This window comes from Thalassovita sp., from assembly GCF_965218685.1.
Classification (GTDB): Bacteria; Pseudomonadota; Alphaproteobacteria; order Rhodobacterales; family Rhodobacteraceae; genus Thalassobius.
The window spans coordinates 2828689-2852892 of sequence record NZ_OZ244657.1; the positions used below are offsets into that span (position 1 = coordinate 2828689).

Annotated in this window: 21 protein-coding genes and 1 tRNA gene; 19 read left to right on the top strand and 3 right to left on the bottom strand. The window is 58.4% G+C overall.

What is annotated here, in order from left to right:
* Position 1: 1 nt before the first annotated feature.
* Positions 2 to 1384 (bottom strand): aminotransferase class III-fold pyridoxal phosphate-dependent enzyme, encoded by a 1383-nt coding sequence (locus ACOQOQ_RS13945; protein WP_420567593.1) that lies wholly within the window; start codon positions 1382 to 1384, stop codon positions 2 to 4.
* A gap of 114 nt (positions 1385 to 1498) precedes the next feature.
* On the opposite strand from ACOQOQ_RS13945, the gene ACOQOQ_RS13950 reads away from it, so the two are divergent.
* From ACOQOQ_RS13950 to ACOQOQ_RS14005, 12 genes are all read left to right on the top strand, one after another.
* On the top strand, positions 1499 to 2281 hold the full coding sequence (locus ACOQOQ_RS13950) for a helix-turn-helix transcriptional regulator (protein ID WP_420567594.1): 783 nt from the start codon (positions 1499 to 1501) through the stop codon (positions 2279 to 2281).
* Between the two features lie 197 nt (positions 2282 to 2478).
* A complete protein-coding gene (locus ACOQOQ_RS13955) occupies positions 2479 to 3756 on the top strand; it encodes a flavin-containing monooxygenase (RefSeq protein WP_420567595.1) in 1278 nt (425 codons plus the stop codon).
* Positions 3757 to 3773: 17 nt separating this feature from the next.
* Complete coding sequence (locus tag ACOQOQ_RS13960) at positions 3774 to 4190, top strand: RidA family protein (protein ID WP_420567596.1); 417 nt, start codon at positions 3774 to 3776, stop codon at positions 4188 to 4190.
* Between the two features lie 45 nt (positions 4191 to 4235).
* Positions 4236 to 4910, top strand: coding sequence for a DUF1028 domain-containing protein (locus ACOQOQ_RS13965; protein WP_420567597.1), 675 nt, complete (start codon positions 4236 to 4238; stop codon positions 4908 to 4910).
* A gap of 13 nt (positions 4911 to 4923) precedes the next feature.
* Entirely contained in the window at positions 4924 to 6420 is a 1497-nt protein-coding gene (locus tag ACOQOQ_RS13970; RefSeq protein ID WP_420567598.1) for an aldehyde dehydrogenase, read from the top strand.
* A 28-nt stretch (positions 6421 to 6448) separates the two neighbouring features.
* Positions 6449 to 7384, top strand: coding sequence for a LysR family transcriptional regulator (locus tag ACOQOQ_RS13975; RefSeq protein ID WP_420567599.1), 936 nt, complete (start codon positions 6449 to 6451; stop codon positions 7382 to 7384).
* A gap of 12 nt (positions 7385 to 7396) precedes the next feature.
* Entirely contained in the window at positions 7397 to 8542 is a 1146-nt protein-coding gene (argE, locus tag ACOQOQ_RS13980; RefSeq protein ID WP_420567600.1) for an acetylornithine deacetylase, read from the top strand.
* A gap of 369 nt (positions 8543 to 8911) precedes the next feature.
* Positions 8912 to 10510 carry a GMC family oxidoreductase gene (locus tag ACOQOQ_RS13985; RefSeq protein ID WP_420567601.1) on the top strand — a complete coding sequence of 533 codons (1599 nt, stop codon included), beginning with the start codon at positions 8912 to 8914 and terminating at the stop codon, positions 10508 to 10510.
* A 54-nt stretch (positions 10511 to 10564) separates the two neighbouring features.
* On the top strand, positions 10565 to 11638 hold the full coding sequence (locus tag ACOQOQ_RS13990) for an ABC transporter ATP-binding protein (RefSeq protein WP_420567602.1): 1074 nt from the start codon (positions 10565 to 10567) through the stop codon (positions 11636 to 11638).
* Positions 11635 to 12510, top strand: coding sequence for an ABC transporter permease (locus ACOQOQ_RS13995; protein WP_420567603.1), 876 nt, complete (start codon positions 11635 to 11637; stop codon positions 12508 to 12510). Before ACOQOQ_RS13990 ends, ACOQOQ_RS13995 begins: the two co-directional genes overlap by 4 nt.
* A complete protein-coding gene (locus tag ACOQOQ_RS14000) occupies positions 12507 to 13307 on the top strand; it encodes an ABC transporter permease (protein ID WP_420567604.1) in 801 nt (266 codons plus the stop codon). The genes ACOQOQ_RS13995 and ACOQOQ_RS14000 overlap by 4 nt, the downstream gene beginning before the upstream one ends.
* Positions 13308 to 13362: 55 nt before the next feature.
* The gene (locus tag ACOQOQ_RS14005; protein ID WP_420567605.1) at positions 13363 to 14376 is read left to right on the top strand and encodes an ABC transporter substrate-binding protein; all 1014 of its coding nucleotides are present in this window, start codon (positions 13363 to 13365) and stop codon (positions 14374 to 14376) included.
* Between the two features lie 441 nt (positions 14377 to 14817).
* Here ACOQOQ_RS14005 and ACOQOQ_RS14010 read toward each other — a convergent pair.
* Positions 14818 to 14902, bottom strand: a tRNA-Leu gene (locus ACOQOQ_RS14010).
* Positions 14903 to 14975: 73 nt separating this feature from the next.
* Positions 14976 to 16640 carry an NAD(P)H-hydrate dehydratase gene (locus tag ACOQOQ_RS14015; protein WP_420567606.1) on the bottom strand — a complete coding sequence of 555 codons (1665 nt, stop codon included), beginning with the start codon at positions 16638 to 16640 and terminating at the stop codon, positions 14976 to 14978.
* A 174-nt stretch (positions 16641 to 16814) separates the two neighbouring features.
* Here ACOQOQ_RS14015 and ACOQOQ_RS14020 point away from each other — a divergent pair, with 174 nt between their 5' ends.
* The 7 genes from ACOQOQ_RS14020 to ACOQOQ_RS14050 all read left to right on the top strand — a co-directional run bounded on the left by ACOQOQ_RS14020 (position 16815) and on the right by ACOQOQ_RS14050 (position 24163).
* Positions 16815 to 17153 carry a P-II family nitrogen regulator gene (locus ACOQOQ_RS14020; RefSeq protein ID WP_420567607.1) on the top strand — a complete coding sequence of 113 codons (339 nt, stop codon included), beginning with the start codon at positions 16815 to 16817 and terminating at the stop codon, positions 17151 to 17153.
* A 33-nt stretch (positions 17154 to 17186) separates the two neighbouring features.
* The gene (glnA, locus tag ACOQOQ_RS14025) at positions 17187 to 18593 is read left to right on the top strand and encodes a type I glutamate--ammonia ligase (protein ID WP_420567608.1); all 1407 of its coding nucleotides are present in this window, start codon (positions 17187 to 17189) and stop codon (positions 18591 to 18593) included.
* Between the two features lie 340 nt (positions 18594 to 18933).
* Entirely contained in the window at positions 18934 to 19983 is a 1050-nt protein-coding gene (locus tag ACOQOQ_RS14030; RefSeq protein ID WP_420567609.1) for a hypothetical protein, read from the top strand.
* 185 nt (positions 19984 to 20168) lie between these two features.
* A complete protein-coding gene (locus ACOQOQ_RS14035) occupies positions 20169 to 21377 on the top strand; it encodes an alpha/beta fold hydrolase (RefSeq protein ID WP_420567610.1) in 1209 nt (402 codons plus the stop codon).
* 93 nt (positions 21378 to 21470) lie between these two features.
* The gene (gene purB / locus ACOQOQ_RS14040; protein WP_420567611.1) at positions 21471 to 22778 is read left to right on the top strand and encodes an adenylosuccinate lyase; all 1308 of its coding nucleotides are present in this window, start codon (positions 21471 to 21473) and stop codon (positions 22776 to 22778) included.
* Between the two features lie 65 nt (positions 22779 to 22843).
* The gene (locus ACOQOQ_RS14045) at positions 22844 to 22996 is read left to right on the top strand and encodes a carbohydrate-binding module family 14 protein (protein ID WP_420567612.1); all 153 of its coding nucleotides are present in this window, start codon (positions 22844 to 22846) and stop codon (positions 22994 to 22996) included.
* A 69-nt stretch (positions 22997 to 23065) separates the two neighbouring features.
* Entirely contained in the window at positions 23066 to 24163 is a 1098-nt protein-coding gene (locus tag ACOQOQ_RS14050; protein WP_420567613.1) for a flagellar motor switch protein FliG, read from the top strand.
* Positions 24164 to 24204: the final 41 nt, after the last annotated feature.

A 24204-nucleotide genomic window follows, 5' to 3' on the forward strand; every position in this document is an offset into this window, starting at 1 on the left:
CTTAGAAGCCTTCCATGTTGAGGTCAGCCCGCGTCGCGATGATGCTTTCCCGCAAAATGCGCGCGATGTCGTCAATCTCCTCGTCTGTCAAAACCAGGGTCGGAGACAAGATCAGAATGTTGCCCAAAGCGCGGGCGATCAAACCCCGTGCCTGACAGTGACGCGCTGCACGTAGTCCAACCTTGGCCGCGTCGGGATAGCTTTCGTTTGTCGCCTTGTCCTTTACGAACTCGATCCCCATCATGAAGTGGCTGCCGCGGACATCGCCGACCAGATCCAGATCCGACAGGGCGCGCAGGTTGTTTTCGAACCTTTTACCGCTTGTCCGCACGCGTTGAGGGATCTGCTCGGTCTCCAGAACCTTGATATTGGCAAGCGCTGCGGCCGATGCCGCAGGATGACCCGAATAGGTCATGCCGTGCAGGAACATTGCGCCTTCGCCAGCGATCACATCATAGATTTCGTCGGTAAACAACGTGGCCGACAGCGGCTGATAGCCCGACGTCAGGCCTTTGGCCGTGGTGATCATATCCGGTTGAATTCCAAACACGTCTTCCGAGGCAAACATGTGCCCCAGACGCCCAAAGGCAGTCACAACCTCGTCCGAGATATATTTGATGTCATAAGCGCGGCAAAGCTCAATGGCCCGCTTGTGATAGCCTTCGGGGGCAACGATGATTCCGCCCGCCCCCATGATCGGCTCGGCGATAAAGGCCGCGATATTTTCGCTTCCGACCTCTTCGATCTTGTCGCGCATTTCGGTCATGAGCAAATCAAGGAACTCTGCCTCGGTTGCACCGTTTGCCTCGCGCAAAGCATGGGGACACCGCAAGTGGGTGACCAGATCGCGCGCGCAATCCCAGCCATCGCTATAAGCGGGCGTAGTCATGGCCATCGCCAGATAGGTCGACCCGTGATAAGCGCCCTGACGCGACAGGATCTTTTTCTTTTGTGGCTTGCCGATGCGGTTGTAGTAATGGTGCAAAATGCGCACCGCGCTGTCATTTGCGACCGAACCGGAATTGCCAAAATGCACGCGGGTCAGGTTCGCGGGCGCCAGCGAAACCAACTTTTCCGCCAGTTGCACCGCCGTGGGATGGGTGAAGTTGTAGAAGGTGGAATAATAGTCCAGCGTGTTGAGCTGTTCGTTGATGGCGCTGATCACTTCTTGGCGGCGGTGACCGATATTCACGCACCACAGGCCGCCAATCCCGTCGATCAGCTCGTTCCCGTCATGATCCCAGACCCGTGTCCCATCGGCCTTGGAGATCACGGTTCGGGCCGACTTGTCCTTAAGAAAGTTGAGATCGGCAAAGGATTGAATCAGGTGGGCATCCTTTTCAAGAATGGTGTCAGTGTCGAGATTGATCCGATCTTGCGTCATGTCGCGTCCTCAGTTGAGCTGTTCATGTCAGGGGCGGCAGATATATACCCCCTATTTTTAAACTGAGTGGTACTAATTGATCATCTGGGGGTATATACCCCTAGGGGGGTACTCATGTCGAACTTTGAAGAACTAGGAGAAGTCATCGCAAACCTGGGACGACCAGAATTCGCCCCATGCCTGTTCCGATGGCTGAACACTCATATCCAGGCCGACAATGTCAGCGTGTTGTCCTATCACGCGTCAACACCGCCTGAAGTCCTGTATAGTTCTGTCACAGACCGGCAGTTAAACCGGCATCTGAACGAATTTTATGCCTCGGGTATTTACCAGTTGGATCCGTTCTATGAGCTGCATCTGAACAACGCGGCCGCCGGGGCCTATGTGTTGCGCGCGATTGCCCCGGATCGGTTCGAGCGAAATGCTTATTACCTGCAATTCTATCAGCGGTCCGGCATGATGGATGAGCTGGCTTTTGTGTGCCGCCCCTCTGACGCATCTTCGGTGCATCTGTGTCTTAGCCGAACAGCCAAATATTTTTCGTCCCATGACATGCGCAGGGCGCGGACCATCGCGCCGGTTGTGGTGGCTTTGATCGAACAGAATTGGACGTCCCTGCCATCCGGCCTTGGTGAGCGATCAAAAGACGCCTCTTTTTCAGAACAACTGCGTAAATCTTTGGCGCAGCAAGATGGCATCCTGCTGACACCTCGCCAGGCCGAAGTCGCAGTGCTGATCCTGCAGGGGCATTCGACCAACTCGGCTGCGTTGAATTTGAATCTGTCTCCTCAGACCGTGAAAGTCTTTCGCAAACAACTATATAGGCGCTGCAATATCTCGTCTCAGTCCGAACTGTTTTCGTTCTTGATGCCCCGCTTGAACGGTTCTTTACGCTGATACCGCACCCGATATCCTCAAGCTTAGGGAATGCCAAATCAACGCTGAGCGAAACAGTGCTTTCTGTCATCTCGCACCCTGTGAGACTTAGCCGATGAAACGCGAGCACCCGTTTGAATTTGCTGTTGATCTTGGCACATTGTCTTCATCAGACATGGCAGACGGGCGCTCAAACGCCAGGTAGAGGACTTGAAATAATGTCGACTGAACAGACAGATACGCTTATCGTTGGTGGCGGTCAGGCAGGCATCGCGATGAGCGAACACCTGTCGAAACATGCGGTGCCGCATATTGTTCTGGAAAAAAACCGTACAGCCGAGGCATGGCGCACCGGGCGTTGGGACTCGTTGGTTGCAAATGGACCTGCATGGCACGACCGGTTTCCAAATCTGACGTTCCAAGGCAATAACCCCGATGAGTTCGTGACCAAGGATCGGTTTGCCGAGTACCTGATCGACTATGCCGCGATGATCAAAGCCCCGATCCGCGAAGGTGTCGAAGTCTTGCAGGCAGATCGCCTGGCAGGCGAAGCAGGCTTTCGCGTCAAGACCAGCGAAGGCGAGATTATCGCAAAACGAATTGTTGCGGCGACCGGCGCCTTTCAGCACCCGGTTATCCCTCCGATCGTTCCAGAGACAGTCGGCGTCGAGCAAATTCACTCGTTCAACTACAAGAACCCTGACGCGCTGCCCGACGGGGCGGTCATGGTTGTTGGCGCCGGGTCGTCAGGCGCGCAGATCGCTGATGAGCTGAACCGCGCTGGCCGCAAGGTGTTCTTGTCTGTTGGTCCGCACGACCGTCCTCCGCGCCGCTATCGTGGGCGTGATTTCGTCTGGTGGCTGGGCGTCCTGGGGCTTTGGGACGTTGCTGCGCTTGAACCCGGCACCGAGCACGTGACCATTTCGGTCAGTGGCGCTTATGGTGGCCGGACCATGGATTTCCGCCGTCTGGCCGGTGAAGGTGTGATCCTGACAGGCCGCACAAACGCCTATTCGGATGGTGTTCTGAGTTTCTCGGACGATCTGCAAGCGAATGTTGCGGGTGGAGATGCAAACTATCTTGAAATGCTGGACTTGGCAGATGCCTATGTCGCACGCAACGGACTGGACCTGCCCGAAGAACCCCAAGCGCGCGAAACCTTCCCAGATCCGGAATGCCTGACCAATCCGCTGAGCGAGATTGACCTGGCCGCCGAAGGCGTAAGCGCGATCATCTGGGCAACGGGCTTCCGGCAGGATTTCGACTGGCTCAAGGTTGATGCTTTTGACGAAAAAGGCGCACCAATCCATCAGCGGGGTGTTTCGGTTGCTCCGGATGTCTATTTCCTTGGGTTGCCCTGGCAGTCGCGCCGCGGCTCGGCCTTTTTGTGGGGCGTCTGGCACGATGCCAAACATGTTGCCGATCAAATCGCGATCCAGCGCGCCTATCTGGACTATGACGGACAAGCCGCGATTGTCCCAGCGGCAGCGGAATGACAAAGGCAGAGTAGAAAATGGCACATACACGCATTCGCAAGTTCAACACCTCGGAGACCTATCCCGAGCAAAACCTCGACAACGATCTGTGTCAGGCGGTGGTCACACAGGGCGGGAAAACGGTCTATCTGCGGGGGCAATGCCCTCAAAACCTGGAGGACGCGGTCAATATCGACAGTCACGATCCGGTCGAGCAGACGCACAAGGTGATGCAGAATATCCGGCAATTGATCGAAGAAGCCGGTGGCTCGATGGAGCATCTGGTCAAAGTGGTGGTCTACATCACCGATGTCCGTCACCGCGAAGCCGTCTATCGCACAATGGGCGAATACATCAAAGGCGTGTACCCGGTTTCGACCGGTCTGGTGGTGCAGGCATTGGCGCGCCCCGAATGGCTGGTTGAAATCGACGGCACCGCTGTCATTCCCGACTAACCCAAGTCCCAGGCGCTTTTCAGGACAAAACAGGACAAAGCTGAAATGACATTTTCTCTGGTCGCGCGATGTGCGGAAACTGGAATGTTCGGAGTGGCGATTTCGTCGTCCTCTCCGGCGGTGGCTGCCCGCTGTTCTTATGCCCGGGCGGGCGTCGGCGCGGTGGCTTCTCAAAACGTGACAGACCCGTCACTCGGGCCTCTGACGCTGGATTTGATGGAACAGGGGATGACCGCGAACGAGGCCATTGCCGAGGTTGTCGCACGGGGCCGTTTCATCGACTACCGGCAGGTGCTGGCCGTGGATGTGGCCGGCGTGACATCAATCCACTCGGGCCCAAACTCGCTCGGGATCTGGACGCAGGCCGAAGGCACAGACGTGGCGTCTGGCGGCAACCTGTTGGCCAATGATGGCGTTCCACAGGCCATCGTCGATGGGTTCACCGGCGCAAAGGGGCACCTTGGGGATCGCCTGATCGCCGCGATGCGCGCGGGGCTCGCCGCAGGGGGTGAAGCCGGGCCAGTGCATTCCGCAGGCATGATGATCGTCGACAAGGTCAGCTGGCCGGTGGCAGATCTACGCTGCGATTGGACCGAGGACTGCCCGATCGAAAACATCTCAACCGCCTGGGAAATCTACAAACCGCAGCTGGAGGCCTATATCCAGCGCGCCCTCGACCCCCGCCAAGCGCCGTCCTACGGCGTTCCAGGCGACGAATAAGTCAGGAACAGACATGCTGGACTATACCCACGAGGATTGGAAATCACGCGCAGGCCAGATCGGTTTTCGCAGCAAAGCCTTTATTGATGGCAGGTTTGTTGATGCGGTCTCGGGCAAGACATTCGACAGCATAAATCCCGCGACCGGAGAGGTGTTGACACAGGTGGCGGAATGCGACGCGGCGGATATTGATCTGGCTGTTGCAGCCGGGCGCCGCGCCTTTGAGGACGGGCGCTGGTCGCGTATGGCGCCAGGGGACCGCAAGGCTGTTTTGCTCAAACTGGCAGAGCTAATCCGCGCCAATCTTGAAGAAATGGCGCTGCTCGACTCGCTGGATATGGGGAAACTGGTCACGGATGCGGCGACGATCGACGCGCCTGGCTCGGCCCATTTCTTCCAATGGTATGCCGAGGCCATCGACAAGGTCTATGACGAGGTCGCGCCGACCGGACCGGGTGATTTGGCGCTGATCAGCCGCGTGCCCTTGGGTGTTGTCGGGGCCGTCACGCCCTGGAATTTTCCGTTGGACATGGCGACATGGAAAGCTGCAGCCGCGCTTGCCGCTGGCAATTCAGTGGTTCTGAAACCGGCCGAGCAATCTCCGCTTTCGGCTCTGCGCCTGGCCGAGCTGGCATCCGAGGCGGGTGTGCCCGATGGGGTTTTCAATGTGGTTCCGGGCTTTGGCCACACTGCAGGTCAGGCCCTGGGTCTACATATGGACGTCGACTGTCTGGCCTTCACCGGCTCAACAGTGATTGGCAAGAAGTTCATGGAGTATTCCGGCCAATCGAACCTGAAACAGGTCTGGCCGGAAACCGGCGGGAAATCCCCCAACCTGATCTTTGCCGATTGCGAAGATCTCGATGCGGCCGCCGACATGGCCGCCTTTGGCATATTCTTCAATCAGGGCGAGGTCTGTTCGGCGAATTCGCGGCTGTATGTCGACCGCAGGATCAAGGACGCATTTGTCGAAAAGATGATTGCCCGTGCAGAGGCAATGCAGCCCGGAGATCCGCTGGACCCGCGATCGAAAATGGGGGCCATTGTCGACGAAAAGCAAACCCAAGGCATCATGGGTTTCGTTGAAGCAGGTCGTAAGACAGCAAATCTGGTTGCTGGAGGAGAGCGCGTTACCGTTGAGGGCAAGGGCTGTTTCGTGCAGCCCACCATATTTGACGACGTTGCCCACGACGACCCCCTCGCCCGCGACGAAATTTTCGGGCCGGTCCTGTCCATTGTTCCATTCGAGAGCGAGGACCAGGCGGTTGCTATGGCCAATGACTCAATCTACGGGCTGGCAGCCTCGGTCTGGACCGACAACCTGTCACGGGCCTGCCGTGTGGCCGACCGGCTTCAGGTGGGGACCGTATCGGTCAACACGGTCGATGCCCTGTCCGCGCAGACCCCATTCGGAGGCATGAAACAATCCGGATTTGGCCGCGACTTGTCTTTGCATTCGCTTGAGAAATACACTGCCCTGAAAACCACATGGATCAAGTACCGGGCCTGATCTGCCAACTCCCGCTCAAAGGAGCGATATGCTTAGGTTCACGCTGAGACAACTGGAATATTTTGTTGCCGTCGGAGAAGCCGGGTCAATAGCCCAGGCGTCAGAGATGGTCAACGTGTCGTCGCCGTCCATCTCGACGGCGATTACGCAGCTTGAGCGTGAGTTTGGCCTGCCTCTTTTTGTGCGCCAACATGCGCAGGGCCTGTCGCTGACAACAGCCGGAAAACAGATGTTTGAACAGGCCAAGAATGTGCTGAACGAATCCGCCGGTCTGGTGGATCTCGCGGGCGATATTTCAGGGACGGTTCGGGGGCCTTTATCGGTTGGCTGTCTGGTGACGTTTGCCCAGATGGTGCTGCCTGCAGTCCGCCGCAGTTTTGTGACCACCTATCCCGACGTCCGTGTCCGGCAATATGAATTGAACCAGCTTGAGATTTTCAGCGGTCTGCGCCGGGCCGAGATTGACCTGGCACTGACCTATGATCTGGATGTGCCGGCAGACCTGAATTTCGTCCCCCTTCTGGATCTGCCGCCCTTCGTTTTGGTCAATGAAGATCATTCCTTGGCCGGTCGAGACTCGGTCACGGTTCAGGATCTTGTGCCGCATCCCATGGTGCTGCTCGACCTTCCGCTTAGCTCGGACTATTTCCTGTCTTTCTTCACGCAGATTGGGGCCAAACCGATCATCGCAGAGCGCACCCGCGATATGGCCGTCATGCGCAGTATGGTGGGCAATGGTTTTGGCTATTCGATAGCCAATGTGCGGCCCCTGAGGGGTGTCGCACCTGATGGTAAAAAGCTCCAGTTCCTGCCGTTCGAAGGCGACGTGCGCCCCATGCGGATGGGGCTGCTGATGGCCAAGGATGTCGAAAGCGCAAACGTGGTCCGGGCTTTCGTAGCGCATTGCAAGAGCTTGCAAGAAGGCGGTGTTCTTCCAGAGTTGGCCGGCGGTTCCGGTCTGTAGAATGAGTGATACATGTCCCTGACAATAGACGTTCTTGCGCGGCTGGTCGCCTTTGACACGGTCAGCGCCCGATCCAATCTGTGCATCATCGACTTTATCGAGGACTTCCTGGCAGATCGTGGGTTCCGGCTGCAGCGCATCCCGGATCAAACCGGGGAGAAATCCGGTTTATATGCCGAGATTGGACCCGCTGGTGACGGTATCCTGCTGTCGGCGCACACCGATGTCGTTCCGGTCGAGGGCCAGGTCTGGACACGCGATCCATTCTCTCTGACACGCGACGGTGATCGCCTGTATGGGCGGGGGACAACCGATATGAAAGGCTATGTCGCGGCGATGCTATACGCGGCGGACCTGGCCTCGAAAGTGCAGCTGTCCCAACCGCTCAAGCTTGTCTTTTCCTATGATGAAGAGATTGGCTGTGTCGGCATTCAGAACATGATCGGCCAGCTTGCCCCCTTGCTGGGGAAGCCACGGGCGTGCTTTGTCGGCGAACCGACCGAGATGCAGGTCGCGGTAGGGCACAAGGGCAAAGCTGCCTTGCGCGCGATCTGTCATGGACAGACCGGCCATTCAGCACTGGCGCCCAAGTTCGTCAACGCTCTGCATTTGGCGACGGACATGGTTTCCGATCTCAGGGGGCTACAAGCCTGGTTGCAAAACCACGGCGCCCAAGATGCAGACTATGACATCCCCTACAGCACCGTGCATGTGGGCAAGCTTACAAGCGGGACCGCGTTGAACATCGTACCGGACCGCGCGGAACTGACCTTTGAGTATCGTCATCTGGCAGCAGATTCCTCTGAGAACATTCTGGCCAAGATCCATTCCGCTGCCGAACATATCTGTCATCGCTATCGTTCGGCCTGGCCCGGCGTACAGATCGAGATCGACCGCTATAATGCCTATCCGGGCCTCGATGTTGCCCCCACATCGCAGGTCGTCGACACGGCTCTGACCCTGGCCAATGCCAACGGGGTTACCAAAGTTCCCTTTGGGACAGAGGCCGGTTTTTTTGCGGCGCTCGGCATCCCCACCGTTGTCTGCGGTCCGGGATCGATGGAACGGCAAGGTCACAAGCCTGACGAGTGCATCGAGCTTTCTCAGCTGCACAGCTGCGAGCAAATGATGCAGCGGATCATAGATGACCTTGCATGAGGAGTGGCAACTAGCCCCTCGTGTCCAAACCGCCTGACCTGTCCAGCCCGCGCAAGGCGTCCGCAGAAGATGGACCTGTGGCCCCGTTACGCTTGGCATTTCTCAACGAGTATAGATTTCCCGATGCCGATCTCCGCCTCCAGAGGCTCCGGCCTGCCGTTGTCAGCCTGCATAATGAATCAGCAAAGCCGCTTATCACGCCCAGTTGATAGGCGGACCCGCGCAGACCACAGAAGCAATCCCCTTGTAACGCGTTGTTATCACTAAATTTAGGCAGGCCCTAATCCGGGGGTCGGTTCTTGTGAATAGGTAAAACAGGGCGCGCGCTGGCATTAGGCGAAAAGGACAAAATGCAAAGGAAATGCGCGCGTGGAAGAATTCGATTACGTTATTGTTGGCGCAGGTTCGGCGGGGTGTGTGCTCGCCAACCGGCTGTCATCGAAGCCTGATATTCGGATCTGTATCGTGGAAGCGGGCGGCAAGGACAGCTCTTTGCGTGTCCGGATTCCTGCGGGAATTCTGTCTTTGTACAACGACCCAAAATACGACTACGGCTATTACAGCGTTCCCCAGCCCGAACTGAACAACCGCCGCATCCCGCTGAACCGTGGCAAAGCACTGGGGGGCTCGTCTGCGATTAACTCCATGCTCTACATTCGCGGGGCCGCGTCGGACTATGACGCTTGGGCCGATCTTGGCTGCGCAAGCTGGGGCTGGAATGATGTCCTGCCTATCTTCAAGGATCTTGAGAACAACCACATTGGACAGGATGCCGCTTATCACGGCACGGCCGGTGAATTGCACGTCAACCTGCACCGCGATCCGAACCCTGTCGCCAGGATGTTCATCAACGCGGGCCAAGCTGTCGGCCTGACCGAAAACAGGGACATGAACGGGCCACGCCAGGAAGGTCTGGGGATCTACAACGTGACCCAGAATGATGGCATGCGCTGGTCATCCTACCGGGCGTTTCTGCACCCGGTGCGCCACCGCGAAAACCTGACCATCCTGACCGGGACAGCCACCAACCGCGTGCTGATCGAGGGTGGTAAGGCCGTAGGCGTCGAAGTCTCCGATAAAAACGGCACGCGCATTCTAAAGGCCAAACGCGAGGTTATCTTGTCCGCCGGTGCGTTTAATTCGCCCGAACTGTTGCTGAAATCCGGGGTCGGGCCCGCGAAAATGCTGCAAGGCGCGGGTGTGCCCGTGGTCTGTGACCTGCCCGGTGTGGGGCAAAACCTGCAAGACCACATCGATGGGATGATCACGGTCCGGTCCCGCTCGACCAAGACCTTGGGCCTCTCTTTCCGCAATTTGCCATCGATCCTTGCCGCGCCGTTCAAATGGGTTGCCAGCCGCAAGGGGATGTTCACCACCAACTATGTTGAATCCGGTGGATTTGCCCGCACAGAATTAGCCGGCAAAGAACCTGACATCCAGTTCCACTTTGTGCCGGGATATCGCAGTCACCGCGGCCGGATCATTGAATACGGCCATGGTTATGCCGTCCACACCTGCGTGCTGCGCCCCAAGTCCATTGGAGAAGTTAGACTCTCGTCCTCCGGCGAACTGGAAATCGACCCCAGATTTTTTTCGGACCCGCAGGACGCAAAGGTTCTGGTCGAGGGTATCAAAACCGCGCGGAAAATTCTGGGCGACCAGACTTTTGACACCATCCGAGGCAGGGAAATGCTGCCCGGTGACCACATCCAGAGCGATGAAGACATCCTCGCCTATCTGCAAGACGCCGCGCTGACCGTCTTTCATCCTGTGGGCACCTGCAAAATGGGCACAGATGACAAGGCTGTCACCGATCCAGCATCGCTGAAAGTGTACGGGGTCGACGGGCTTCGGGTCGCGGATGCGTCGATCATGCCGACACTGATCGGCGGGAACACCAACGCGCCGTCGATGATGATCGGCGAGAAATGCGCCCGCATGATCCTGGCCGAAGCCGCCTGCCCCTAGCTTGAGACATGACACAGATCCTCCGCCGCGTCGGAGCTACAAAGGATTACATCCATGACCCTGACATCAGCCATCGAGGTGGTGAACGTATCAAAGAATTTCGGCAGCTACACCGCTTTGGACCACGTCGATTTCAAGATCCATCAGAACGAATTCTTCACGCTGTTGGGTCCCTCGGGATGCGGCAAGACAACGCTGCTCAGGATGATTGCGGGATTTGAAAGCCCCTCTTCCGGTTCCTTGTTGCTGAACGGGCAAGAGATCGATCAGATCCCAACCCACAAGCGGCCCGTGAACACGGTTTTTCAGAACTACGCCCTGTTCCCGCATATGACGCTGAGCCAGAACATTGCCTTCGGACTGCAAAACCTTGGCTGGGACAAGTCACGCATCCAGGCGCGTGTGGGACAGATGCTTGAAATGGTCCACATGGAACAATTCGCAAGCCGCAAGCCTGACCAGCTGTCCGGGGGGCAACGCCAGAGGATCGCCTTGGCCCGAGCCCTTGCAGCGGAACCCGAGGTGCTGCTGCTGGACGAGCCGCTTTCCGCACTGGACCTGAAGCTGCGCCAGGCGATGCGAGATGAGTTGCGCACGCTGCAACGCGAAACCGGCATCACCTTTGTCTTTGTCACTCACGACCAGGAAGAGGCGCTGGATATGTCTGACCGTATCGCGGTCATGGGCAAAGGCCGCGTGCAGCAAATCGGATCTCCGCAAGACATCTACGAAGACCCCAAGAACCGGTTCGTCGCAGACTTCATCGGGGACACGAATTTCCTTGAAGGTGAAATCATAAACCTCGAGCGCGACAGGGCGACTATTCGCACCTCACTTGGTGCTGACATTACGACCACGTATCAAAGCGTTGACGGCAAGGGGCCTGCGACCATGTCGATCCGGCCCGAGAAAATCGGTGTGGGCGATCAGGCCGAAGGCCAGGTCTTTACCGGCCGCGTGGTCTCGCGGAACTACATGGGCGGGTTCACGCATTACACCATCAAAGTCGGTGACGTCGAGCTGCGCCTGTCGCGCAGGAATGCCCAATCGCAGCAGCACGCGCTGGAGATTGGCAGTGAGACCCAGATTGGCTTCAAAGACGCAAACGCAAGGATTTTGGGCCGATGAGCAAGTCCTTCCGCTTCTGGGGTCTGGTCCCTGCCTGGGTGTTGATGCTGCTGATGCTCATACTACCCATTTTCGTTGTCGCTGGAGTCAGTGTGGCCGAGCGCGGTTCCTATGGTGGTTTCAACTGGGATTTTGACCTGTCATCCTATCGTCAGATTCTGTTCACCGTGGGGTGGACGGACGAATTGGAATTCGATCCCAAATACCTGCTGATCATTGGGCGGACCCTGCTGTTCGCCGGCATCACAACGATCATCTGTACGCTTCTGGCCTTGCCGGTTGCCTATTTCATTGCGTTGCAGAACTCGGGCCTTAAGATCGCTCTGCTCTATCTAGTCACCCTGCCCTTCTGGGTCTCGATGATCGTGCGGGTCTATGCTTGGCTGATCATCCTGGGAAATGACGGGATACTGGAAAAAGTGTTCCAGCTTTTTGGCGGGCCAGATATCCAGGGCTTTCTGTTCACTCCGGGCGCGATGATCACGGGCATGGTCTACAGCTATGTCCCGCTGATGATCCTGCCGGTCTATGCCAGCGTGGAAAAGATCGATCCTTCGCTGATCGAAGCCAGCCATGATCTTTATGGCAGCCGCTGGGTTGCTTTGCGCCGAGTGATCCTGCCGCTGGCAGCGCCGGGCCTTGTCGCCGGTGGCATCCTGGTCTTTGTACCCTGCCTTGGCACGGTGCTGGAACCGATGCTGCTGGGTGGTGGCAAGCAACTCATGATGGGCACGCTGATCCAGACCCAATTCGGCGGTGCACGCAACTGGCCCTTCGGCGCGGCTGTCGCAATGGTCCTGCTGACGCTGGTCATCCTGTTCCTGCTGCTGAACGCACGTCGGGCAGCGCTGCGCTCGGAGGTCGTCCAATGAGCCGCCATGCCAACGTTCGCCACTATCCCGGGCTGCGCCTCCTCTCGATCCTCTTTTTCTTTTGGCTCTACCTGCCGATCGGGGTCGTGGTATTTCTGTCCTTCAACGAAAACCGTCTGGTCTCTGTTTGGAGCGGGTTTTCCACCAAATGGTACGCGGCGGCGCTCGAAAACACCTCTTTGATGAGCGCCTTGAAGGTCTCGTTGATCGTTGCGGTAATCGCGACGGTCTGCGCCACGCTGATCGCCCTGCTTGCTGCGATCGTGCTGACCCGCGCCACGGACATGAAGTTCCGGCGAGTGTCAGAGACAGTTATCAACCTACCGCTGCTCTTGCCCGAAATCGTGCTGGCTGTGGCCGTGCTGATCGTGTTCTCGCAAATCGGGATCACCAATGGTCTGCTGAAATTGGCGCTGGCTCATACCGCGTTTTGCACGCCGTTCGCCTTCCTTCCGATCCGGGCCCGACTGCAAGGCATGTCGATGGATTTCGAGGAGGCCGCGCGCGATCTGTACTCAACCCCGTTCGTCGCCTTCTATCGGGTCACCTTGCCAATGATTATGCCGGGCATCTTTGCCGGTGCGATGACCGCTTTCGTGATCTCTATGGACGATTTCATCACATCGAACCTGCTGAACTCGGGCGGGGCAACGACCTTGCCCGTTTATATCTTCAGCCTGATCCGCCAGGGCACAACGCCCGAACTGAATGCCGTTTCAACTTTGTTGATCGCCGCATCTCTTCTGCTCGCAACCCTTGTCCTTGTCTTGAACGCCAGGGCCCTGCGACGTGGATGAGCCCCACATCCGTACACCAACACCAACACCAACAGTTACCAAGGAGGTATCTATAATGAAAAAACTACTAATGACTGCTGCCATGATCTTGCCGTTGGCAGGCACTGCGTCTGCCGAAGGATCGCTTAACATCTACGTCTGGGCCGACTCGATCGCTCCTGACCTGATCGAAAAGTTCACGTCAGAGACCGGCATCGAGGTCAACGTTGACAGCTTCTCGTCGAACGAAGACGCGCTGACCAAGCTGCAATCGGGTGCATCGGGTTACGATCTGGTCACCCCTTCGCAGCACTTCGTGAAGATCATGATCGACGAAGGTCTGCTGGAAGACATCGACGCCCACGCGCTGAACGCCTACAACCAGCTGGACGAACGCTGGCAAGGCCAATGGTGGGATCCCAGCAATGACTATTCGATCCCGTTGGCATATGGCACGGCCGGTTTCGCTGTGAACCGCGACAAATACGACGGCCCGGTCGACAGCTGGTCGGTTCTGTTCGAGCCGACCGATCTGGCGGGCTCCATCGCGCTTCTGTCCTACCCCGACGAGGTCGTTTCGGCCGCTCAGCTGTATCTGGGGGTTGAATATTGCACCGAAAGCAAGGCCGACATGAAAAAGGTCTATGACCTTCTGGCCGCCCAAAAACCCGCCGTCGTGGCCTATACTTCGGACAACATCGAAAACCGGATCGGCTCGGGTGATGTTGGCGCGCATTTCTGGTGGGACGGTAACGCCCTGCGTCTGCGCAACTCGGGTGCGAATATCGAATTCGCCATGCCCAAGGAAGGGCTGGTTGGCTGGCTGGACAGCTTTGTCGTTCCTGCAGGGGCCGCAAATGTCGACAACGCCAAGGCATTCATCGAGTTCATGTCCACCGTCGAAAACGCAACCGTGCAGTACAATTACTACGCCCACTCGGCCCCGGTTGAAATTGACGAAAGCAAAGCGGTTTACACTCAGGAAAACGCCCCCGAGCTGTTCCCAGATGTGCCGGTCATCTTTGCGCAGGCTTGCAGCGCCGAGGCACAGGACCTCGTCACCAAAGTCTGGACCGATCTGCTTCAGTAACGCAAACACTCCTCCCGCCGAAAGGCGGGGGGATCACCCCCAGCGTAAATTGAGTGCCTGCTGGCTCAATCTGAAAAACCCGCCCGGTTCGTCATTAGAAAATAAAATGTGAAACCGCGAAGATCGCGAATAGTGCTTAACAAGTACGAGATGCCCGTCTCAAATAGGGGCTCGCCGATAACCATCACACCTCGTGCGATGTCTGCTTTCGGGGGAACTATACAAAACATCGCGTTTGCATTGACGGTCCGCTCCCCCCAAGTCACCCAAGAAGTCCCGGCGACAGTGCGTTGAGCAATCCTAGCGAGCCCTCAAAGGCACACATAAACCCGGGTGACCGCGACAAGAAGCGCGCATAAAACACTCAAGGGTGGGCAAAACGGTGGACAGAAACCCGCCCGCCATACCTAAGCAATTGGTTTTTAACCTATATTTAAAAAATGGTGCGGGTGGAGGGACTTGAACCCCCACGCCTTGCGGCGCCAGAACCTAAATCTGGTGCGTCTACCAATTTCGCCACACCCGCACTGGACAGCCCTTGGGCTGGTCCGGCGATGATTAGCAAAGAGTTTTTCCGAAGGCGAGAGCAAAAATCATCTTTACGCCTTCGGATTTTCAATCGATCTGAAGACCGCAGGCAGCATCTCGGGCAGATCCTCGGCAATCAGACCGGGCCCAAAGGCACGCGCGCACTCAACGTGCAGCCAGGCCCCGGTCTCGGCCGCCATCAGAGGGCTGAACCCCCGCGCCAACAGCCCCGTGATGAACCCGGCCAGCACGTCCCCCGACCCGGCGGTTGCCAGCCAGGGCGCGGCTCGCTCGTAAACCGCTGCATTGATGCTGCATTGCCCGTCTGGCGCGGCGATCACCGTGTCCGGCCCCTTGTACAGCACCACGCATCCCGCCCGCGCGGCGGCCTCGCGCGTGGCGTCCACCTTGGAGTACGCAGGACCCGCGGTGGGCACGGCCTTCAGCTTGGCGGCAATATCCGGGAACAGACGCGCAAATTCGCCGCCATGGGGTGTCAGAACAGTCTGCGTGCCGCGCGTTAGATCAAACAACGCCTCGGGGTCATCGGCAAAGGCGGTCAAAGCATCCGCATCCAATACGGTGGCGCGGCCCGCCGCCAAAGCCACCGGCACCAGATCACGCGCCCGCGAGACCCCCATGCCCGGCCCCAGGCACAGCGCATTCAGACGGGTATCCTTTAGCACCGAGGCCAACTCCTCCTCGGTTCCGGCCCTTTGCAGCATGATCGCCGTCACCTGCGAGGCAACCTCTTGCTGCGCCGCCCCCGGCACACCCAAAGTCACCAAGCCCGCCCCGATCCGCAAAGCCCCCCGCGCCGCCAACCGCGCCGCCCCGGTCTTGCCCGCCCCGCCAGAAAGGATCAGAGCATGGCCGTGAGAATACTTATGCACATCAGGATTTTTTCTCAGCCAACTCGGATGTATTTGCCCAACAGTTTTGCAAATCTGGCGCTGCTTGGAACGCCAAGCTGCCTCCCCTTCGATCTTGGCCACATTCCGCGTTTTCATTGTCTCTACTGCACGGGCAGCCAATTCCTTTGTCTCAACCAAACCAATTGATTTCACGACAAGCTTCCCGCACGCGTCCGCCCCCTCGTCGAGCACATGCCCCAACTTGGGGCGATGGAAAGTTACTGTCAGATGCGCTGCACCCGCAAAACGGTAATGTTCGTCACCATGCGGAAAGTCCCGCCCGCTGTCCGAACAAATTCCGCTTGGTACATCGACCGCGACAATTGCGGGACGCCCCAGCTCATGCCCGGGTTCAACTGCAAAACAGTCGATCATATCCTCCATGTTCCAAAATAGCTTTCCAAGTGGTTGCAGCCCACGCTTCAGCCCAGTTCCGAACAGCGCATCGACCAACAGGTCACATTGCCAGATTCGGCGTTTATCATAATCCGCAAAAGTGCCAACGCGTCCGTCCCACCGCTCATAATTCACCCGCGCATCCGGTGGCAGTTTCTCGGCGTCCCCATACAAAAACACCTCGACCTCCCAGCCCCATTCCTTCAATAAACGCGCGATGACGAACCCGTCGCCGCCATTGTTGCCGGGACCGCAGAGCACCACGGCGCGGTGGGGCGCCTGAGCCAATTCGGGCCATTCCTCGAACACGGCCTCGACCACACCACGACCGGCCCGCTCCATCAATTCAAGGCCTGTGACCTGCCCCGACTCGATGGCGGCCTGCTCGATGCTGCGCATTTGTGCAGCTGTCAAAATTTCGGTCATAAATATGGACCTTTTGTTTTCAAAGTGACTATTTTTTCATCAACTTGACTATTTTTTAGCCTTCACCAGGGCTTTCGAAACCCCCAATTACGCACTGAGATGATAGCCAATTGTGGTCCCTTAGGGAAAGTGTTCTGTCGCTTGGGACACGTGCTGGCGAGGAGACCAAAGTCGATGAAAAAAATCGAAGCCATCATCAAGCCTTTCAAGCTGGATGAAGTAAAAGAAGCGCTGCAAGAGGCCGGAATCCAAGGCCTGAGCGTGATCGAAGTCAAAGGGTTCGGCCGTCAAAAAGGCCATACGGAACTGTATCGCGGCGCTGAATATGTCGTGGACTTTCTGCCCAAAGTGAAAATCGAGGTCATCCTGGACGATGATCTGGTCGATGGCGCCATCGAGGCGATTATCGACGCTGCGAAAACCGACAAGATTGGCGATGGTAAGATCTTCGTCAGCCCTGTCGAACAAGCGATCCGCATCCGCACCGGCGAGTCCGGCTCGGACGCTCTGTAATACACCCCAAAGATAACGAAAGGGATTAAGGGAATGAGCATTGACGCAGTCCTGCAACTCATGAAAGACGAGCAGGTCGAGTACCTGGACGTTCGCTTCACCGATCCGCGCGGCAAGCTGCAGCACGTGACCGTGATCTGCGACGAAGTTGACGCCGACTTCCTGGAAGGCGGCTTCATGTTTGACGGCTCCTCCATTGCTGGTTGGAAGTCGATTGAATCGTCGGACATGAAACTGGTCTTCGACACCGAGTCTGTCTACATCGACCCCTTCTATGCCGAGAAAACGCTCTGCATTCACTGCTCGGTCGTCGAACCCGACACCGGCGAAGCATACGAGCGCGACCCCCGCGGTACCGCCGAAAAAGCCGAAGCCTACCTGAAGTCCTCGGGCATTGGTGACTCGGCCTTCATGGGCCCCGAAGCTGAATTCTTCCTGTTCGACAACGTCAAGTACTCGAACTCGATCAACAAAGTGTCCTACGAAGTCGACGCTCTGGACGCATCCTGGAACACCGACACCGACTACGAGATGGGCAACACTGGCCACCGTCCCGGCGTCAAAGGCGGCTATTTCCCCGTGAACCCGATCGACGACTCGCATGATCTGCGTTCGGAAATGCTGTCGACCATGAAGCGCATCGGCATGAAAGTTGACAAGCACCACCACGAAGTGGCGTCCTGTCAGCACGAGCTGGGCCTGGTCTTCGGCACCGTCACCAAACAGGCTGACGAGATCCAGAAGTACAAGTACATCGTCCACAACGTTGCCCAAGCCTACGGCAAGTCGGCAACCTTCATGCCCAAGCCCATCGCAGGCGACAACGGCACCGGCATGCACGTGAACATGTCGATCTGGAAAGACGGTAAGCCCCTGTTCGCAGGCGACAAATACGCTGACCTGTCGCAGGAAGCCCTGTATTTCATCGGTGGTATCCTGAAGCACGCCAAAGCGCTGAACGCCTTCACCAACCCGTCGACCAACTCTTACAAGCGTCTGATCCCGGGCTTCGAAGCCCCCGTTCTGCGCGCCTACTCGGCGTCGAACCGTTCGGGTTGTGTACGTATTCCCTTCGCGGAATCGCCCAAAGCCAAGCGCGTCGAAGCACGTTTCCCCGATCCCTCGGCGAACCCCTACCTGTGCTTCGCTGCTCTGCTGATGGCCGGTATCGACGGCATCCAGAACAAGATCGATCCGGGCGAAGCCATGGACAAGAACCTGTACGACCTGCCCGCAGAAGAGCTGGCCGGCATCCCGACCGTCTGTGGCAGCTTGCGCGAAGCCATGGAAGAGCTGGAAGCCGACATGGACTTCCTGCTGGCCGGTGACGTGTTCACCAAAGACCAGATCGAAGGCTACATCGATCTGAAGATGGAAGAAATCGAAGCTTACGAGCACACCCCGCACCCCATGGAATTCCAGCTGTACTACAGCTGCTAATTCCGGTTCGGAAAGCTTTGGGAAGGGCGCCGCTGGTCGGCGCCCTTTTCTGTTGTGCGGCTGACTTCAATGCTTTGTTAACCATCACGACAGGTCAGCCTTGCGACCCACGAATCAACGGGTAATTTAAAGGCTGATCCGGCGACCATCCGGCCTGCACCGCTCGTTTGCCCGGATTTCAGCCACAAGACTTAAGAAAGTTTTGTGAATTGTTCTGAGACGCAGAACAATCCCACGCCTTTGGGGCAATTACCCGCAAACCAGCAAATTCCGGCCATATTCTTTCCCTTTTCTTCGGTCACCTTTGGGTTGAGCAACGAGTACAGACCGGAGATCTGTTATGAACATGGATGAAAACCGCTTTACCTCAGGGCTTGTCTTCATGGCCTCGCGGAGCTGCGACACGCTGGAACTCAGCGCCAGCATGCAGCGGGTGCTGGAAGCCAACGGCCATCGCATCTGCAGTGTGCAGGTCCTGTCGGACAGCCATGTTCAGGTAACCTCGGACGTGCTGACGCTGGAGCTTTCGGTTCCCGAAACCGCACCGCGCACCCAGGATGTAATGCCCACGGCCGAGACCCACTCGAGCCAGGAGGTGCTGGACAGTGCCGCGCTGATCATCGAGCTGTCGCTGAGCCAACAGGATGATACAGTCGCCGTACCGGCTCGCCGCAATACCCAGGCCACTCTGGCCAGCCTGACGTGCCAGATGGCGATCTGGCTGGAGCCCGACTACGTGCACTGGCTGAACGAAGGGTCCCTGCTGGACACCAAGGATTTCGTCAAGGCCGTGGCCCGCGTGATGCCCCGCCGTGTCAAACGCAAGAAACCCGGCCGGATGCAGCGCTCAACCCGCCCGGTGCTGGTTCAGGCGCAACCGCTGGCAGAGGCGCAGGCGCAGCCCGTCGCTGCGGTGCAAGGCGCTGCTGTTGTTGCGGACACGCCCGTCCGCCCGACGCTGCCCACCCGTGATCCCAACCGCCCGCAGACCGCCCGTGCGGCAACGCGTTTTCCGGATGTCGATTCTACTTCGCGCGCGCTGGAAACCGAATATGACCGCCGCAATCGCCTGGCCAATGACCAGTCCGACCTGCACGAGCTGTCTGACCTGCGCATTTCTTTCGACGCCGAGGATGACGCCGCCCTCGAGGCTTCTGGCATTGCCTCGCCCCGCAACAGCGTGGCGCGCATGGCAACATGGTTCCTGGCTATCACCGTCGGCGTCTTCTCCTTGCCGCTGGCGGCCTTCCTGATGGTCTATAACCTGTTCCGCGGCGAAGATTTCCGCCTGGCCGCCCATGCCCTGTCGCTGACCGGCTTGTTCACCGCGCTCAGCGCGCGTGGCGCGACCGCCGACGTGATGCAGTTCATCACCCAGATCGCGGGCTGACCCACGATCCAATGCGTCCCTTATCCCTTGTACTGGGATACTGGCCATCGCTTCGGCGGTGGCCTTTTTTTGTGGTGCACACCCAATCTCAACTTCGCGTTATTTGCTGACACATCGTCTGGCGGTGTGAGGTCCGCCACCCTAGTCTGACAGTCCTGACCGCAGCCACTTACCGGAGACACCAATTGCCATCCGAACGCCTTACCTTTGACGGCCATGACGGGGACATACTGGCCGCGCGACTGGATTTGCCCGAGGGGCCGCACCAGGCCACCGCGATCCTGGCCCATTGCTTTACCTGCACCAAGGATATCGCTGCTGCGCGCCGGATCAGTCAGCGTTTGGCCGGACTGGGAATCGCGGTTTTGCGTTTTGATTTCACAGGCTTAGGCCATTCGGGAGGCGAATTTGCCAATACCACGTTCAGCTCGAACGTGGCCGATATCGTTGCCGCCGCCCAGCATCTGACGGGACGCGGCATGCCCCCCAGCCTGCTGATCGGTCACTCGCTTGGCGGGGCTGCCGTGTTGCGCGCGGCGGGTCAGATTGACGGGATCAAGGCCGTGGCCACCCTGAACGCACCAGCGGATCCGGCCCATGTTCTGCATGCCTTTCATGGTGATCTGGACCGGATCGAGGCCGAGGGTCAGGCTCAAGTTCAACTGGGGCACGGAGAATTCCCAATCACGCGAGAGTTCATTCACGATGTTTCAGCCAGCAAGCTGCACAAGGCGATCACCGAGCTGAATGCCGCGCTGCTGGTGCTGCATGCGCCGCTGGATCAGGTCGTTGGGATCGAAAACGCGACAGACATTTTCGTGGCCGCCAAACACCCCAAAAGCTTTGTTACGCTGGATGATGCGGATCACCTGATCTCGGATGGCGCGGATGCCGATTACGCGGCCGAGGTGATCTCGACCTGGGCCAGCCGCTATCTGGACCTGCGCCACCCTGCCCCGCCCCCCGGCGCGCCCGAGGGTGTGGTCCGCGTCTCCGAGGCTGATCCGGCCGGGTTCTTGCAGGACATCCAGTCCGGCCCGCATCACCATTCAGTCGCGGACGAGCCTCTGGCCTATGGCGGCACGAATCGGGGCATGACGCCTTATGGGTTTCTGTCCGCCGGTCTGGGCGCTTGCACCACCATGACCATCCGCATGTATGCCCGCCGCAAGGGCTGGCCGCTGACCCATGTGCGCGCCGATATCACTCAGAACAAAGTGCACGCCCAGGATGCCGGTGGCAGTGACAAGATCGATCAGTTCACCCGCGTCATCCATCTTGATGGGCCGCTGACCCCGGACCAGCGCCAGCGCCTGTTGGAAATTGCAGATAAATGCCCGGTGCATCATACCCTGACCCGCTCCAGCATGGTGAAAACGGTACTGGCCGAGTGATCCCTGAGGGGACATGTGACCTCGCGACCCTTGCCGCGCGGGGCCACCGGGGGTAAAGACACGGCGAAACCGAAATTCCCCGAGGAACCGCCGATGATCCCCCGTTATGCCCGCCCGCAGATGACCGCCATCTGGGAACCCGCCACCAAGTTCAAAATCTGGTACGAGATCGAGGCTCATGCCTGTGACGCCATGGCCGATCTGGGCGTGATCCCGCGTGAAAACGCTGACGCTGTGTGGAAAGCCAAGGACGTGGAATTCGACGTGGCCCGTATCGACGAGATCGAGGCCGTCACCAAGCATGACGTCATCGCCTTCCTGACCCACCTGGCCGAACATGTAGGCAGCGAAGAGGCACGTTTCGTGCACCAGGGCATGACCTCGTCGGATGTGCTGGACACCTGCCTGAACGTGCAGCTGGTCCGCGCCGCAGACATCCTGCTGGAAGACATGGACAAACTGCTGGCCGCGCTGAAAAAGCGCGCGCTGGAGCATAAAGACACCGTGCGCGTCGGCCGCAGCCACGGCATCCACGCCGAGCCCACCACCATGGGTCTGACCTTCGCCCGGTTCTATGCTGAAATGGACCGCAACAAGGCCCGACTGCAACAGGCCCGCGAAGAGGTTGCCACCGGTGCGATTTCCGGTGCGGTTGGCACCTTCGCCAACATCGACCCCCGCGTCGAAGAGCATGTCTGCGCCAAGCTGGGCCTGTCGCCCGAACCTATCAGCACGCAGGTGATCCCGCGTGACCGCCACGCCATGTTCTTTGCCGTTCTGGGCGTGATCGCCTCGTCGATCGAGAACGTCGCCATCGAGATCCGTCACATGCAGCGGACCGAGGTTCTGGAAGGCGCGGAATTCTTCTCGATGGGCCAGAAAGGCTCGTCCGCGATGCCGCACAAGAAAAACCCCGTGCTGACCGAAAACCTGACTGGTCTGGCCCGTCTGGTGCGCATGACCGTGATCCCCGCGATGGAAAACGTCGCCCTGTGGCACGAGCGGGACATCTCGCACTCGTCCGTCGAACGCGGCATCGGCCCCGACGCCACCGTAACGCTGGATTTTGCCCTGAACCGCCTGGCTGGTGTTGTCGACAAGATGCTGATCTTCCCCGAGAACATGCTGGACAACATGAACAAATTCCCCGGTCTGGTGATGTCGCAGCGCGTGCTGCTGGCGCTGACCCAAGCCGGTGTGTCGCGCGAAGATGCCTACTCGATGGTGCAGCGTAACGCCTTGAAAGTCTGGGAAGAACGCCTGGATTTCCGCGAGCTGCTGCTGGCCGACGAAGAGGTTGTCAAAGCCCTGGGCGTCGATGGCATCAACGAAAAATTCGACATGGGTTATCACACCAAACATGTCGACACGATTTTCAAACGGGTCTTCGGCGACAGCTGATTTCGCCAGAATCGCCCAAATATGCTATGCTCCCTGCCATGTCACATCATGGCAGGGAGTTTTTCATGATCAGAACCATTCTTGCAGCCCTTGTTCTGGCCAGCGCCCCGGCTCTGGCTATTGCCGAATGTAGTCGCGGCCATCAGCAGGCCATGTCCTGTGCCGACGGCATGATTTGGGACAAGGATTCGAAAAGCTGCACAAGCGCGACCGGCTAATTCAAACGGGCTAAGCCTTTGTTCACCCTTGCCTGATTATCTGTCTCTGCTGACAGAAACGAGGGATGGATGAGCAACTCGACCCAACTAGCCCGCATCACACCCGTCCGGAAAGAAATTCCCGTTCCGGCGTCTTCTTCCCCTGCGCGCAGCCTGCGCAAGGGCAAATCCGGGCTTACCCGGAAACAGAAGGCAGCGATCATGGTGCGATTCCTGCTGTCTGAAGGGGCGGATCTGGATTTTCGCAGCCTGCCCGACAGCCTTCAGGCCGAACTGACCCGCCAAATCGGCGACATGCGTCTGGTTGACCGCGATACCCTTGCGGCGGTCGTTGCGGAATTCGCCGGGCAACTGGAGCAGATCGGCGTCACCTTTCCCCATGATCTTGCCGGTGCGCTGACCATTCTGGACGGGCGTATTCATCCGCGCACCGCTGCGCGCCTGCGCTCTCAGGCAGGTGTGCGCCAATATGCTGATCCGTGGGACCGGATTCGCGCCATGACCGCGCAGGCTTTGCTGCCCATTTTCGAAACCGAAGCGATCGAGATTGCCGCCGTGGTCATGTCAAAACTAGAGGTCCCCCACGCGGCCGAGATGCTTTCTTTGTTGCCGGGCGACCGCGCGCGCCGCATCACCTATGCAATGTCCCAGACCGGTGCGGTGACCCCTGACACGGTGGACCGGATCGGCCTGTCTTTGGCCGCGCAAATGGACGCCCGCCCAGAACGCGCTTTTGAAGACGGCCCGGAAAAACGCGTGGGGGCGATCCTGAATTTCTCGTCGACCGAAACCCGCGATACCCTGCTGTCCGCGCTTGAGGGCGAGGATCAGGATTTTGCCGAACGCGTGCGAAAAACCATCTTTACTTTCAAGGATATCCCCGCGCGGATCGCTCCGCTGGACGTCGCCAAAGTCACCCGTGCGGTCGATCAGGCCGATCTTGTCACCGCCCTTGCCCATGCCCAAACGACCGAAGATGCGGCGGTGGCCGAATATATCCTGTCCAACCTTTCGTCCCGCATGGCCGATTCCCTGCGAGACGAAATTTCAGAGGCTGGCACGATCAAACCCAAAGCCGGGGAAGAGGCGATGACCGCGGTGATCGTGGCCATCCGGTCCCTCGCTGACGCCGGTGAATTGGAGATGATTAGCGACGACGACGAATAAATTCACCACCGAACTGGCTGGACACGAATTGATATAGCTCA

Coding starts and splice junctions, on each gene's coding strand:
- ACOQOQ_RS13965 (WP_420567597.1), top strand. CDS start 4,236: ATGACATTTTCTCTGGTCGCGCGATGTGCGGAAACTGGAATGTTCGGA.
- ACOQOQ_RS14000 (WP_420567604.1), top strand. CDS start 12,507: ATGAGCCGCCATGCCAACGTTCGCCACTATCCCGGGCTGCGCCTCCTC.
- ACOQOQ_RS14050 (WP_420567613.1), top strand. CDS start 23,066: ATGAGCAACTCGACCCAACTAGCCCGCATCACACCCGTCCGGAAAGAA.
- ACOQOQ_RS13950 (WP_420567594.1), top strand. CDS start 1,499: ATGTCGAACTTTGAAGAACTAGGAGAAGTCATCGCAAACCTGGGACGA.
- purB (WP_420567611.1), top strand. CDS start 21,471: ATGATCCCCCGTTATGCCCGCCCGCAGATGACCGCCATCTGGGAACCC.
- ACOQOQ_RS13990 (WP_420567602.1), top strand. CDS start 10,565: ATGACCCTGACATCAGCCATCGAGGTGGTGAACGTATCAAAGAATTTC.
- ACOQOQ_RS14015 (WP_420567606.1), bottom strand. CDS start 16,640: ATGACCGAAATTTTGACAGCTGCACAAATGCGCAGCATCGAGCAGGCC.
- ACOQOQ_RS13960 (WP_420567596.1), top strand. CDS start 3,774: ATGGCACATACACGCATTCGCAAGTTCAACACCTCGGAGACCTATCCC.
- ACOQOQ_RS14020 (WP_420567607.1), top strand. CDS start 16,815: ATGAAAAAAATCGAAGCCATCATCAAGCCTTTCAAGCTGGATGAAGTA.
- ACOQOQ_RS14030 (WP_420567609.1), top strand. CDS start 18,934: ATGAACATGGATGAAAACCGCTTTACCTCAGGGCTTGTCTTCATGGCC.
- argE (WP_420567600.1), top strand. CDS start 7,397: ATGTCCCTGACAATAGACGTTCTTGCGCGGCTGGTCGCCTTTGACACG.
- glnA (WP_420567608.1), top strand. CDS start 17,187: ATGAGCATTGACGCAGTCCTGCAACTCATGAAAGACGAGCAGGTCGAG.
- ACOQOQ_RS14045 (WP_420567612.1), top strand. CDS start 22,844: ATGATCAGAACCATTCTTGCAGCCCTTGTTCTGGCCAGCGCCCCGGCT.
- ACOQOQ_RS13995 (WP_420567603.1), top strand. CDS start 11,635: ATGAGCAAGTCCTTCCGCTTCTGGGGTCTGGTCCCTGCCTGGGTGTTG.
- ACOQOQ_RS13970 (WP_420567598.1), top strand. CDS start 4,924: ATGCTGGACTATACCCACGAGGATTGGAAATCACGCGCAGGCCAGATC.
- ACOQOQ_RS13945 (WP_420567593.1), bottom strand. CDS start 1,384: ATGACGCAAGATCGGATCAATCTCGACACTGACACCATTCTTGAAAAG.
- ACOQOQ_RS13975 (WP_420567599.1), top strand. CDS start 6,449: ATGCTTAGGTTCACGCTGAGACAACTGGAATATTTTGTTGCCGTCGGA.
- ACOQOQ_RS13955 (WP_420567595.1), top strand. CDS start 2,479: ATGTCGACTGAACAGACAGATACGCTTATCGTTGGTGGCGGTCAGGCA.
- ACOQOQ_RS14005 (WP_420567605.1), top strand. CDS start 13,363: ATGAAAAAACTACTAATGACTGCTGCCATGATCTTGCCGTTGGCAGGC.